Source organism: Paenibacillus sp. F4, assembly GCF_002894905.1.
GTDB classification, from domain to species: Bacteria; Bacillota; Bacilli; order Paenibacillales; family Paenibacillaceae; genus Paenibacillus; species Paenibacillus polymyxa_B.
In genome coordinates, this window is record NZ_POVS01000011.1 from 183,881 (window position 1) to 197,818 (window position 13,938).

At 47.6% G+C, this 13,938-nt stretch carries 11 protein-coding genes; 6 read left to right on the forward strand and 5 right to left on the reverse strand.

What is annotated here, in order from left to right; all coding sequences use genetic code 11:
* Positions 1 to 11: 11 nt before the first annotated feature.
* The 6 genes from C1T21_RS12325 (at position 12) to C1T21_RS12350 (ending at position 7,867) form a co-directional block, all read left to right on the forward strand.
* The gene (locus C1T21_RS12325) at positions 12 to 896 is read left to right on the forward strand and encodes a carbohydrate ABC transporter permease (protein ID WP_013308374.1); all 885 of its coding nucleotides are present in this window, start codon (positions 12 to 14) and stop codon (positions 894 to 896) included.
* An 18-nt stretch (positions 897 to 914) separates the two neighbouring features.
* Positions 915 to 1,769, forward strand: coding sequence for a carbohydrate ABC transporter permease (locus C1T21_RS12330; protein ID WP_103048490.1), 855 nt, complete (start codon positions 915 to 917; stop codon positions 1,767 to 1,769).
* Positions 1,770 to 2,115: 346 nt separating this feature from the next.
* Positions 2,116 to 3,630: an arabinosylfuranosidase ArfA gene (arfA, locus tag C1T21_RS12335; protein ID WP_103048467.1), complete on the forward strand. Its 1,515-nt coding sequence runs from the start codon at positions 2,116 to 2,118 to the stop codon at positions 3,628 to 3,630.
* Positions 3,631 to 4,050: 420 nt separating this feature from the next.
* A complete protein-coding gene (locus C1T21_RS12340; RefSeq protein WP_103048468.1) occupies positions 4,051 to 5,946 on the forward strand; it encodes an HSP90 family protein in 1,896 nt (631 codons plus the stop codon).
* Positions 5,947 to 5,970: 24 nt separating this feature from the next.
* Positions 5,971 to 7,032: a hypothetical protein gene (locus C1T21_RS12345; protein ID WP_103048469.1), complete on the forward strand. Its 1,062-nt coding sequence runs from the start codon at positions 5,971 to 5,973 to the stop codon at positions 7,030 to 7,032.
* Between the two features lie 88 nt (positions 7,033 to 7,120).
* A complete protein-coding gene (locus tag C1T21_RS12350; RefSeq protein ID WP_103048470.1) occupies positions 7,121 to 7,867 on the forward strand; it encodes a glycerophosphodiester phosphodiesterase in 747 nt (248 codons plus the stop codon).
* Positions 7,868 to 8,033: 166 nt separating this feature from the next.
* Here the strand turns inward: C1T21_RS12350 and C1T21_RS12355 are convergent, their stop codons facing one another.
* The 5 genes from C1T21_RS12355 to C1T21_RS12375 all read right to left on the reverse strand — a co-directional run bounded on the left by C1T21_RS12355 (position 8,034) and on the right by C1T21_RS12375 (position 13,776).
* Positions 8,034 to 8,861: a class I SAM-dependent methyltransferase gene (locus tag C1T21_RS12355; RefSeq protein WP_103048471.1), complete on the reverse strand. Its 828-nt coding sequence runs from the start codon at positions 8,859 to 8,861 to the stop codon at positions 8,034 to 8,036.
* A 144-nt stretch (positions 8,862 to 9,005) separates the two neighbouring features.
* Positions 9,006 to 9,887: a UTP--glucose-1-phosphate uridylyltransferase GalU gene (gene galU / locus C1T21_RS12360; protein WP_025723867.1), complete on the reverse strand. Its 882-nt coding sequence runs from the start codon at positions 9,885 to 9,887 to the stop codon at positions 9,006 to 9,008.
* Positions 9,884 to 10,306, reverse strand: coding sequence for a GtrA family protein (locus C1T21_RS12365; RefSeq protein ID WP_103048472.1), 423 nt, complete (start codon positions 10,304 to 10,306; stop codon positions 9,884 to 9,886). The genes galU and C1T21_RS12365 overlap by 4 nt, the downstream gene beginning before the upstream one ends.
* Before the next feature lie 3 nt (positions 10,307 to 10,309).
* On the reverse strand, positions 10,310 to 11,401 hold the full coding sequence (locus C1T21_RS12370; protein WP_103048473.1) for a glycosyltransferase family 2 protein: 1,092 nt from the start codon (positions 11,399 to 11,401) through the stop codon (positions 10,310 to 10,312).
* 17 nt (positions 11,402 to 11,418) lie between these two features.
* A complete protein-coding gene (locus C1T21_RS12375; RefSeq protein WP_103048474.1) occupies positions 11,419 to 13,776 on the reverse strand; it encodes a glycosyltransferase family 39 protein in 2,358 nt (785 codons plus the stop codon).
* Positions 13,777 to 13,938 lie beyond the last annotated feature (162 nt).

Consider the following 13,938-nt stretch of genomic DNA (forward strand, 5'->3'; position numbering starts at 1 on the left):
GGAGTGAAGGCATGAAAGGAAGCTCGCAGAAGCTTGCGCCATACTTGTTTATCGGTCCCTCCATCATCCTGTTAACGCTGTTTTCGTTGTTGCCGATACTACTGGCGCTCGTGATCAGCTTCACGGATATGGATCTGTCCGGACTCGTTAATTATGATAGTATTCGCTTTATAGGATTGGAAAATTACACGAACGTGCTTTTGGACCCTTCCTTTATAAAGTCCCTGGGTAATACGTTGTTCTTTGTCATCATTGGTGTTCCGTTGGTGTTGATATTTTCGCTCAGCATCGCGATCCTGATTAACATGGGTAAATCACGTGCCTTCAAAGTATTCCGCGTCGTGTTCTATCTGCCGTCCGTAACGAATGTGGTTGCGGTCGCAGTCGTTTGGAGCTATCTGTATAATCCGACGCTTGGATTATTCAACTACGTACTTGGTCTGATGAATTTAGGTCCCGTCCCATGGCTGACTGATCCAACAGTAGCGAAAGTTTCGTTGATTGTGTTAGCAGTTTGGCGGGGCATCGGCTTAAACATGATTATTTTTATTGCGGCTATTAAAGGGATTCCGGGTTCTTATTATGAAGCGGCTCAGCTTGACGGTGCCAATACATGGCAGCAAATTCGTTATATTACGCTTCCGCAGCTTCGTTACGCTATTTTCTTCGTGTCCATCACGACGATGATCGGCTGGCTGCAATTTTTCGAGGAACCTTTTGTCATGACCAAAGGGAAACCGCTGGACGGCACGCTGACGGCTTCCTTGTTCATTTACAATAACGGCTTCCAATTTAGTAAATTCGGGTATGCCGCGGCGGGATCGTTCATTCTGTTCTTCGCGATCATCGCGGTGACGCTGATTCAGTTCCGTTTGCAAAATAAAGCGGAGTCCTGATAGAGAGAGGTGATGAACGTGAAAACAGCTGTTCAGCAAGCCCGCGCCAATACGCGCAGTGGTGAAAAAACATTTCAATGGTTCGTGGCGATTCTCCTGACCGTAGGAGGTCTGTTGATGGTGCTGCCTTTTGCGTGGATGATTCTATCCTCCTTTAAGACAGAGGGGGAGGTAACCAAAATTCCTCCGACCATCTGGCCGCAGCATTTTACACTGGATAATTTTAAATTACTATTCGATAGCATGGCTTTTGGAACCTATCTGACGAATACCCTGATCATTGTTTTAGCTTCATTCTTCGGATTATTCCTGAATGCTATGGCGGGTTATGGCTTTGCTAAATTCCAATTTAAAGGTAAAGGGTTTCTGTTTTATCTGGTACTGGCAACGATGATGATTCCAGGTCAAGTGACGATGATCCCCGTCTATTTGATCCTGAACCAGATGGGATTGACCAATTCCATGCTAGGGATTGTCCTGCCTGGATTGGTAGGTGCGTTCGCGATCTTCCTGTTCCGGCAGTTCATGTCCGATATCCCAGAAGAACTGCTAGAGGCGACACGTCTCGATGGAGCAGGGGAGTTCCGTACTTTTCTGCAAATTGTATTGCCTATCTCGACACCAATTATCGCGGTACAGGCCATCCTGACCTTTATCGGCGGATGGAACAGCTTCCTGTGGCCGCTCATTATTGCGAACGATGAGAAGCTGTACACCTTGTCCGTCGGACTGTCCCTGCTCAAGGGGCAGAACGAAAGTCAATTTGCCCTTCAAATGGCAGGCTCGACCTTTATGGTCGTTCCGATCATGATTATCTTCATTGTTTTCCAAAAGTATATTATTGAGAACTATACGATTTCGGGGATTAAGTAATAGTGTAGTGACGAACTATAGGCTGAACATAGTAACGGCGTAGTTTCTTGGTTTTAAACCAAAGAGACTACGCCGTTTACTCTAATGGAAATATGAACAGCAGGACAACTATTATTATTTAGCAAAGGGTTATTCGCTCAATAAGTTTGTTTATAAAACGAAATACTTAGAAATACGTAACCAATTGCTTATCGTTTATCATGAATGTTAATAAATATATTAAGTATTTAATAATAATATTGACCATGATAAATATGGTGTGTTATATTAAAACCGTAAATAAAACGGCATCTTAGTCTTGGTGGTACAACGGATTTTATTTTCGCATTCAGAGAGGATGGTTTAGGTGGCAGCAGCTGTAAAAGCAAAGATGATTGTAGACAAATCTTTTCGTATTGCTGAAGTCGATAAACGCATTTATGGCTCTTTTGTAGAGCATCTCGGGCGTGCCGTATATGGTGGCATTTACGAGCCTACTCATTCAACCAGTGATGAAAGCGGTTTCCGAAATGATGTTAAAGAGTTGGTAAAACAGCTTGATGTTCCTATTATACGCTATCCGGGAGGCAATTTTGTATCCGGTTACAATTGGGAGGACGGTGTCGGCCCTGTTGCGTCCAGACCTAGACAGTTGGAGCTGGCGTGGAGAACGGTCGAGCCGAATGAAGTGGGTACGAATGAATTTTTCAAGTGGGCCAAGGATGTAGGTTCCGAAGTCATGATGGCGGTTAATCTGGGTACGCGCGGAATTGATGCTGCGCGTAATCTGGTGGAATATTGCAACCACACAGGCGGCTCTTACTGGAGTGATCTACGTCGTAGTCACGGTGTAGAGCAACCACATAAGATTAAAACCTGGTGTCTTGGTAACGAGATGGATGGCCCATGGCAGATTGGTCACAAGACAGCAGAAGAATATGGTCGTCTGGCTGTAGAATCTGCAAAAGCCATGAGGCTGATTGATCCTGACATTGAACTTGTATCCTGTGGAAGCTCCAGCTCCACGATGCCGACGTTCCCGGAATGGGAGGCAACCACACTGGATCATACGTACGAGGTAGCCGACTATATTTCCCTGCACCAATACTACGGCAACCATGACAATGATACGGCTAATTATCTGGCACGTTCCATGGACATGGATCATTTTATTCATACTGTCATTTCGACTTGTGATTATATCAAAGCGAAGAAACGTAGCAAGAAAAAAATGATGCTCAGCTTTGACGAATGGAACGTATGGTACCACTCCAATGATGCAGACAAAAAAATCGATCCATGGTCTGTGGCACCACCGCAGCTTGAGGATATTTACAACTTTGAGGATGCATTGTTGGTGGGCAGCATGTTGATTACGTTCTTGCGTCACGCGGACCGTGTAAAAATGGCTTGCCTGGCTCAACTGGTCAACGTTATTGCGCCAATCATGACCGAGAATAACGGAAAAGCGTGGAAGCAAACGATCTTCTATCCGTATCTGCATGCTTCCCGTTATGGTCGCGGGGTATCACTGATGCCTGTCGTGGATTCCGAAAAATACGATTCCAAGGACTTTACGGACATTCCTTATCTGGATAGCGCTGTAGTTTATGATGAAGAGGGAGACGCGCTGACTGTCTTTGCAGTGAACCGTCATTTGTCTGAATCGCTGGAGCTGACAGTAGATGTACGCAGTTTTGAAGGCTACCGCATTGTCGAGCATACTGTATTGGAGCATGATGATCTTAAAGCGACCAACAGTCCAGCCGGTGAAAAAGTTACACCTCACAACGGCGGCAACGCCAAGCTTGAAGACGGAATTGTAAAAGCTCATTTGGGCAAAGCATCGTGGAACGTTATCCGTCTCGCTAAGTCTCATTAATTCTCTTCTGTAAAAGGTACAGCTTCGACTGTATCTAAATAAGCTCGCATTCTCTCTTGTAAGAGTATTACAAGAGCGGCAATGCGAGCTTTTTGCGTAAAATGAGCCATTTGTCCCTCCATAGATATAGGTTTCTAAGAGAAAGGTGGATTTTAAATAAATATTATGTTTATTACTAAATTTAACTAGACAAAGATGATCCTTATTCACTAAGTGCTCGTATTCCGTACATTTTTATGAAGTTAATTAGACCCAGTGCCATACTTCCCAGGTGAAAAAAGACCCTATTATATCGTTGTCAACGTACTGATATCTGAAATGCAGGGTGTGCAATCCGACTTAAATCCACGTTATACTTTAAAAGACAGTCTATTTAAATCCAAATGGTGGTTGTAGTATTTCGAGAAAGGAATGATCTGTATGAGTCAAACAGACGAATATCGTTTTCAAGTGAACTTGGGCGGTATGATTGATATTTTGGCCAATCATTTATATAGCAGTCCGCGAGTGTTTATACGTGAGGTTCTGCAAAATGCAACAGATGCGATCACGGCTCGCAAGGAGCTGCGGAAGGTTGCTGCTGAAAGTAATGTATTAAAAGAAGACAAGGCCCTTGAAGATACAGCTTCTAAGAGTAACGACTATGAAGGTAAAGTCATCGTGGAGTTATCTGGTTCCGGGGAGCATCAGGTATTGATGATTCAGGATAACGGCATTGGATTGTCTGAAGAAGACATTCACCGTTTTTTGTCGATCATCGGTCAGTCTTCCAAGAAGGGAGCCGATTTGCTGGCTTCTGAGACTTCGTTTATCGGACGCTTTGGGATTGGGTTGCTATCCTGCTTTATGGTGAGCGATGAAATTGTAGTGCTGACCCGCTCGGTGAAGGAAGGCCTCTCCATGGAATGGAGAGGGAAGCCGGATGGGACGTATACGATTCGTCAATTGGAAACCGAGCTGCCTGTAGGGACACAAATTTATTTGCGCTGCAAGCCGGGAAGTGAGTTTTATTATGAGCCAGCGCACGTAGAGGAGTCTTTATTCTATTATGGAGCGTTGCTGCCGTATCCGGTCATGCTGTCTGTAGACGGGGAGACCAAGCGCGTTAATCTTCCATCGACGAGCTGGATGCAGGACCCAGAGCAATTACGGAGTCGCCGTAGTGAGGTACTGGATTTAGGCTATCGCCTGATGGGCGAGCGCTTCAGTGATTTTATACCGTTGCGGACGGCATCGGGCAGAACAGGCGGGATTGCATTCATTTTGCCTCGCAGTGTTAATCTGAACAGCAAGCGGCTGCATCGGGTGTACTTGAAGCATATGCTGGTGTCGGACAAGGCGGAAAATGTTTTGCCGGAATGGGCATTCTTCATTAAAAGCCTGATTTGGACAGATGAATTGCAACCAACGGCATCACGTGAGTATTTTTATGAAAATGAGCAGCTTGACGATGTTCGTTCTGAACTGGGAACCTGTATTCGGGAAGAACTGCTACGCATGGCGCAGTATGAGCCAGACCGCTTGCAGCACTGGATTCGTTTGCATGAGCTGTCCATGAAGGCGCTCGCCGTGGAGGATGATGAATTTTTGCGGATAATGTACCGTTGGTTTTCCTTCGAAAGTACATTTGGGCGGCGTGAGCTGAAAGAACTGATCCAAGAGGCGGACGGACGTCCACTGCATTACACATCGACAGTAGATGAGTATCGTCAGATTACGCATGTGGCGGCGGCGCAATCCATGTTGGTGATCAATGGCGGCTATATTTATGATTCAGACATTTTGGAAAAGCTGCATTGGATTGACTCTAAACTGCAAACAGAGCGTCTTAGCCCTGAGGAAGTATCTCTTTCATTTACCGGGCTAACACAGGAAGAGCGCGAGAATTATTACGGTGTGCTACGTGTCATGGATGCTGCTTTGCAGCCGATGCGTTGCCGCGCTGAGTTGAAACGTTTTGAGCCTGCGAGTTTGCCAGTGTTGTATACCATTTCTCAGGATGCACTGACCTTGCGCTCCATGGAAAACACGGTTGAGGAGACAACCTCACTTTTTTCCAATGTGCTTGATAGTCTGAAAGCAGGAGTCCAGCAGAATTCGGGTTATTCCACCTTATACTTTAATCTGAACAACCCGGTGGTAGCGCGGATTTTTGAAGCTACCGATACACAGATGATTACGGCTGCTACAGAAATGATGTATGTGAATGCGCTTATGATGGGGCACTACCCGATGAACCGCAATGAGTTGGGACTGATTAATCGGAGTGTACTGCATTTTATCAATTGGGGATTAGGGAACGGACAAAATGCGTAATTGCGTAATTATAGGGGGAGCCAAATGGAAGATACGATATATGAATTGATGGAGCAGGCGCAGGATCTGCCCGGAGGGGCAGCAAAGCTGGCGATTCTGGAAGAAGCTGTCCGCTTGGCAGACACTTCCGGGTTGAAGGAACTTGCTTATGAAATCCGGGGAGAGATTGTAGACTGCGCTATTTTTAACGGATATCCATTGAAGTCGCTGATTGCTTTTTCGTGGCAGCTGGGCCAATTTGATCAAAATCCAGAGGAATACGACGCAGATGAGCTGTTGTGGAATTACAAATGGATACTCGGGAAGGTGTGCAGCTTTTCCAATATATCGAAGACTCAAATAGAAGATCTGGCGGAGGATATGCGCAGACGTTATGCCGAATACGGGTATAATGAGCGTCCATATTACTATTATAAGTTCCGCATCGCGATGGACATGGGTGAACTGGATGAAGCACGGCGATATCTGGATACCTTCCGCTTGGTCGAGCGGGACAGTATGAGTGATTGTGAGGCCTGCGAGCAAAGCCAGATGGTACGTTTCTACTACTTGACAGGAGAAGATGAGCAGGCGCTTGCCGTGGCAAAACCGATTTTATCGGGACGGATGAAATGTGCAGAAGTACCGCATGTGACGCTTTCTCAGGTATTATTGCCGCTCTATCGTCAAGGGGAAGCAGCTCAGGCGAAGGACAATCATCGCAAAGGCTATCGCCTAATTCGGGATGACCGCGACTTTCTGAAAACGATAGCGGAGCATATCGAATATTTGGCAATTGCTGATCCGATTCAAGGAATCGAAGTGGTAGAGCGTCATCTACATATGGCGCTGGACTATGAGAGCGGGCTGGAGCAGATGTATTTTTATGCGACGATGGTGAGTCTACTGCAAAAGTTGGATACTTCGGGAGAAAAACGGTTGATCCGGTTGCCTGCTTCCTTGGAATGGGGTAAAGAGGATCGCACATTGACAGAAATCATTGCGTATTTTAGGCCACTGGCAGAGTCAGCGGCGGCTGATTTTGATCGACGGAACGGGAATACGTTTTATTCCGATTGGATCGGGAAGATTGTTCAAACGGCATAGAAGAAGTGGCAGCTGTGACGAATATTTTATACAGCCCAAACAATGAGCAGGTATAATGTTCCTGTGAAATGACAGGAGGGGTTATGTTGTGACTGTAACCGAAAAGGTGATTAACTTCGCACACCGCGGAGCTTCAGGTGTATGTCCTGAGAATACGATGGCGGCATTCCGCCACGCCTTGGAACTGGGAGCAACAGGTATAGAAACGGATGTGCAGCGCACCCAAGATGGGCATCTGGTGCTAATTCACGATGAGTCGCTGGAGCGTACGACAGGTTGCTCACTGGATGTAAGGGATATTACGCTGGAAGAATTAAATAAACTGGATGCGGGCGGTTGGTTTGATGAGAAATTCCGAGGTGAGCGGGTCCCGATGCTGGATGAGCTACTGGAACTAGCCCAGTCCTCGGATATAATTATTAATTTAGAGTTGAAAAATAGCATTTATCTCTATCCGGGAATGGAGGAAGAGGTCATTGCTGCTGTGAAGCGTTTTGGGTTAGAACAGCGGGTAATCATATCCAGCTTCAATCACGAATCGCTGGCGCTCTGTGCGCAGCTTGCTCCTGAAATCAAGACGGGGGCGCTGTATATCGAAATTATGGTTCGTCCATCGGAGTATGCCACCCAATTCGGGGTTACAGCACTTCATGCCTACAAACAAGTTGTTACACCAGAAGCTGTATCAGAGGCTTTGGCATTAGGCGTCGTCTACCACCCATGGACGGTGAATGAGCCAGAAGAAATGAAGCGTCTGCTGGAGGCCGGGGTGAACGGCATCATCACGGACTACCCTGATCGGTTGGCGCACTTATTGGCTGTTCGCTCTTCCTAAGTCGAAGACACATCGGAACTGTGACTAAGGTTTGCAAGGATATGACTGTAGCAATTTATTGAAGCAAAAAAGGCTCTCCTGTACGCACTCGTTTTTGCGAGGCGAGGGAGGGCCTTTTTTGCCTTAAGCCGAAGAGCGTATCATCCACGATGACCTTGATTCCTTTCTACTTGATGCCGAGCCGCATGCGATAGCTGAACAGGATGTCTAGTGTTCTGCCCTGAAAATGATTCTCTACCAGCTTCACGAAGCGGGCTATATCGACGTCAAGCGCTCGATTGCCAAGTTTGAAGAGACTTTGAATACCCCCTTGGCTGAGAGCGAGCCCTGTATAGCGAGCTGTGTCACACTGCTCACGGTTATGGAAGACAATCTCCCGGGTATATCGGAATTGTCCGCTGCGGTGCAGATTAGCTAAATGCTGATCCTTGCTCCATTTATGAGCTTGTTGCTCTACTGGGGCTTCCTGCTCCAAAAGGGTATCCGCTTTGGTGATAAGCTCTGTATAAGCTTGCTCTATCTGCCATTGCAGCAACGGAGGCCAGTCACAGTCAAAGGCCGCGAACACGCCGCCCTGAGCCAAGACCCTGCCCGCTTCCTGAAGCGTGCTCTCGGGGTCCATCCAGTGAAAGGATTGAGAGCAGGTGATGACGTCTACAGTTCCGTCCTCAAAGGGCAGGTTGTTGGAGAACCCGCTTTTGAAGGAAATGGTTCCTGCCCTTGTCGTTCCTGCTGTCTCCAGCTTGCGCTGCGCCTTTCCTCTCATATCTGGGTTAGGTTCGATACCGACGATTTGCCGAGCGGCGTTTTCCCATATGAAGGTTGAAAGTCCTGTACCGCAGCCAAGATCGGCAACTAGCTCTACGTCTCGCTCCAGATAGCGGCTGATAATTTCCACGACGAGTGACGGCGCTTCCGGGCGGTGCTGATCGTAGTTGTCGGCAAAACCGTTGAAACGATCCACATTACTTTGCAGATTTCCTTCAGGTATCATAGGTCCTTTTCCTCCTTAGTTTTGGCTGGGCGGCCGTGCAGATTCAAATGCTGCTGTACTCCTATATTGTACAAGTTTACATGTTCATCCATCTACTCTCGTGATTTCACAGCACCCGTCGGATTTCGGAGGAAGGCAATTCCCCTATTTTATCATTGAAGCAAGCGCCCACTCGCGCATCATGGAGTCAAGCATTGGACGCAAATCTTCGCGTTGCATCCCCATGTGGAGCACGGCTTCCAGATATCCAGCTTTATCTCCAATATCATAACGTGTGCCTTCCAGTTCTAATGCGAGCAGTTGGTTCTGCAAGGCTACTTGATGAAGGGCGTCTGTCAATTGGTATTCACCGCCCGCTCCAGTGGACAGGTTTTCCAATATAGAGAAAATGGAAGGCTCTAACACATACCGACCAATGACTGCCTGCCGCGAGGGGGCCTCTGCCGGAGATGGTTTTTCAACAAGTCCACCGACTTCGTGAATGAGACCGTTCTGGTGAGTGGAGTCAATAATGCCGTATTTACTCACATCCTGTTCTTCCACTGTGCGCACGCCGACGACTTGCTTGCCAGTCGCTTCGTAAACATCCATCATTTGACGAATCGCCGGGGTGGAGGAATTCATAATATCATCGCCCAGCAACACGGCAAAGGGCTCATCGCCAATGAACTGACGAGCGCAGCTTACCGCGTGTCCCAAGCCGAGGGGTTCTTTTTGACGGATATAGTGAATGACTGCTTTACCCCCGATGCTTTGAACTTCACGTAGGAGATCATATTTACCTTTGCTCTCCAGTACCTGCTCCAACTCCACAGACTTGTCAAAATGATCCTCGATGGCTTTTTTATTACGCCCCGTTACGATAATGATGCTCTCAATTCCGGACTTGATGGCTTCTTCTACGATATATTGAATAGCCGGCTTGTCTACGATTGGAAGCATCTCTTTCGGTAAAGCTTTCGTAGCTGGTAGAAAACGGGTTCCTAATCCGGCGGCTGGAATAACAGCTTTTGTAATTTTTCTCATAGAAACTCACTTTCCTTTCGGGATGGGGAACCGAATACCCAGTATCGGCTCCCGATATAATTGATGATCATTCCGGCTGCGGTCGCGATCAGCTTGCCTAAAGCAAGTGGCAACTCGGTTCCAGTGTGAAGCACTTGCAGTAATAAGGAGGTTATCCCTAATACGATGAGGTTGATGATGATGAATTTGGGTAATTGACGCTTGTTAGTGTCGTTTGATAGTTGTTTGTTGAATGTCCATTTGCTGTTCAAAATATAACTGTTGGCTGTGCCGCAGCTGTACGAAATGACCTGCGCTACAATGACCGGCACTCCGCCCCAAGCCAGCAGCATAAAAATGATATAATCTACACCCGTATTCACCAGACCTACGATGCCAAATCGGATCATAGGAAGCAGCTGGACCATGCGACTTTTCATGGGTTAGGCTCCATGACCGGATTTGGGTCCGGTATATACTGCACTGTTGCCGCGCACGGTGCGTCCTGTCGAAATCAGGCTCTCACGGGCTCCTTGCATGTACAGGGAGTCACGGGGTTCAGGGACTTTCATAGCATGCGTCAGACCGTTTTCGTATTGTCCACCCAGATGCTCACGGACAATGTATAGCGGGCGTGCTTTGGTTTCGTCATAAATGCGTCCAACATATTCACCCATAATACCGAGAATGATCAGGATCACCCCGTCGAAGATCAGGCTGATGCTAATCATAGACGACCAGCCCTTCATCACATAGGAGTCGGTGAAAAAGTTGAGAAACAGTACGTACATCAGATACAGGAAGCCGGACATGGAAAGAAGTGCACCGATATACCCTGCCAGTTTGAGCGGTTTAATCGAAAAGGATGTGATCCCGTCCAGACTGAGCTTGATCATTCGTTTCAACGGATACTTGGTTTCGCCTGCGAGCCGCTCATCGCGCTCATATTCTACAGCAGTTTGTTTGAAACCGATCCAGCTGACCAGTCCACGAACGAATCGGTTATTTTCCGGCAGCCGTTTCAATTCTTCTATGACCTTGCGATCCATTAGGCGGAAGTCTCCGGTGTCGACCGGGATATTAATATCCGTTGATGCTTTAAGTACACGGTAGAAGAGGCTGGCAGACCATTTCTTGAAGCGAGTTTCGCCATTGCGTTTGAGTCGTTTGGCGTAGACCACTTCATAGCCTTCCTTCCACTTGTTAGCCATCTTAACAATCAGTTCCGGCGGGTCCTGGAGGTCGGCGTCAATGACGACGACCGCCTCCCCAACCGCATAATCCATCCCGGCGGTAATCGCTAGCTGATGACCAAAATTGCGAGAGAAATCAATCAATACAATGGTGTCATCTCTGAGACTGAATTCCTTGATCAATTGGACGCTGCGGTCCGAACTTCCATCATTTACGAAGATCAGCTCGTAGGGCTCACCCATTGAGCCCATGACTTGTTTCAGCCTCCGGTAGGTTTCCGTAATAACGGCTTCCTCGTTGTACATCGGAATAACTATGGAATAACGGATGGGTTCACTCATTCGTAGTTCCTCCTCATTTATAATGTGATTTCGTATAAAGTACCGCTTCCGCCACGTTCGTCTCCGCCAGGGCCACCTTGACCATCCTGAGCGTTCGCATTGCTGTTTGTGGTGTCGCTTTCGCTGTCGGTTGCTTTGACGTCTGTACTTGTTTCACCCGTTGTTGTTTTCCATTCATCTGTAGGGATTACTTTGCCGTGTTCTTTGATCCATGCAGTGACTTCGGAGTTACCACTGTCCGGACCACCACCGCCTCCACCAGAAATCATGAAGTATTTCACTTGACCGCTTTCGACCAGCGCCTTGATCTTATCGACGGTATAGACTGGATCGGAAGATACAAAACCGTTCATAATAATCACTTTTTGTCCGGCCTCAACCAGGTAAGGAGCAGCCGTTGAATAATTACTTGCTGCGAAAAGGTAGGTTTCACCTGTGTTATTTTTTTGCAAATAGCTCAACGTTTTTTGATCTAAACTTTGACTACCGTTCGGTCCTCCCATTCCTCTGGAACGGGTAGAAGATTTCTGTTCCGTGTCTGTACTTGTTTGTGTGCTTGAAGTATTTCCATCAGAGCTGGATTGCTTTGTATTGTTGGTCTGGTTACTCGTTTGAGTTCCTTCAGCTTGTTGTCCATTGGCGCTCTGGCCTCTGTTGCCATCATTGCCGCCTGGCATTCTACCACCTCCACCGCCGCCAAATTGTGACGGTCCGGCTTGTGGAATCATGCTGTTCCCCCCGTAGATGATCGGTGTCAATGCCCAGTATGCAGGACCGATAAACATAGCGAGTACACTTGCAATGATGGCGAATCTTGTGAACTTCTCAGATTTCAATCGTGCTACTATCAGCAGCACCGTGCCGATGATCCCTAGGATCAATACCGCGATGGACCAGCCGCTGCCAATGGTATCGTTGTAATTTTGCAAAACAAACCAGCTAAATACCGAGGTTGCCAATACTGCTGCGGGTAACAGCCAGGAGAGCCAGTTGGAACGCTCACGATACTGCTTCCACAATTCTACGAATCCTGCTCCAAAGAGCGCTGCAATTGGTGGCGCGAGCATAATCAGGTAATAATGATGAAAGAATCCTGCTACGCTGAAAAATGCAGCTACGGGAATCAACCAGGCCAGCCAGAAGATGACCTCTTTGTGTTTTTGTGTGATATTACGACGTCGAATGCTTGCAAGCAGACCGATGGAAGCAATTAATGCAAATGGAAGCAGCCAGCTGGCTTGACCTGACAGGGAGGATTGGAACAACCGTAAAGGTCCCTTTTCACCAGTGCCGAACATGCCGCCACCGGAATTTCCTCCCGGTCCACCGCTAGGACCGCCCTGGCCACCTTGCCCGTCTCCAGGACCGCCTTGATCATTGCCGCCAAATCCACCCGGTGGCATTTGACCACCTGCACCGAATTCGCCTGCTGTCATGTTGTTGGCACCAGAGTCACCCGTAGTGGTAGTGCTGTCTGATGATATAGTCGTCTGAACCTGATCCGAGTTCGTATTGTTGCTATTCGTTGTACTTTTATTGTTCTGCTCCGTGCGTTGACCGCCACGAGTACCACCTGTTCCCTGATCTCCTGTCAGACGGGACAGGCCGTTATAACCAAAGGCCAAATTCAGTACAGAGTTTGTACCGCTACTCCCCATATAAGGGCGTTCGTCTGCTGGAGTGGAGTCCACCACGACTGCCCAAGAGAGCGACACGATCAGGAGGATGACTGCCGATCCTGCCAGTGTTACTGCTTTTCGTTTCCAGTTAAACTTGGAGGCCAGTAGATAGAACAGTCCCAAAGCGGGAACGATCATATAGGCTTGTAACATTTTTTCGTTAAAGGCGATGCCTACGACTGCAAAAGCTGCGAGGATCAGCCCTGTTTTGCTATTTCTAATGCCTCTGAATAACAGCCATGTTGCGAGCAATAGTGTGAAAACCAACATAGCGTCGATGTTATTCGTGCGGCTGACCGCTACGGCTATCGGTGTCGTTGCCATGGCGAAGGCCGCCAATCGTGCGGATATCGTACCGAAGCTCGGTTTGACGAGTAAGTAAACGAGCAATACCGATCCGACCTGAGCCAGCGCCTGTGGCAAGATAACGCTCCATCCGTGAAGCCCGAATATATAGGCGCTCAGTGTCTGAATCCAGAACACCACAGGCGGTTTGTCTACCGTTACCGATCCGGCAGAATCAAGTGAGGCGAAAAAGAAGTTGTGAAAGCTCTGTAGCATGCTTGCTACGGCCGTCGTATAGTAGGTGTTTACATATTTGTCTTGCCAGATGTTGTATCCGTTCAAAAATGCGGATATCAGCATAATGATGATCAGGGAGATGTCCGCCCTGGTCTTAAACCATTTCTTAATCATGTTCATTCCACTCCCTGTGAAAATTCTTTGTATTTATTCCGTTGTTCTAGCCGCTATCTTCAGGACTGCGGAATGACCAGTCGCTTCTGATCTTGGCCCGGTGAACTACCGGCTTGCTATTATCATGCCATAGGTACCTTAATGGGTTCTGAGCGCTCCCTG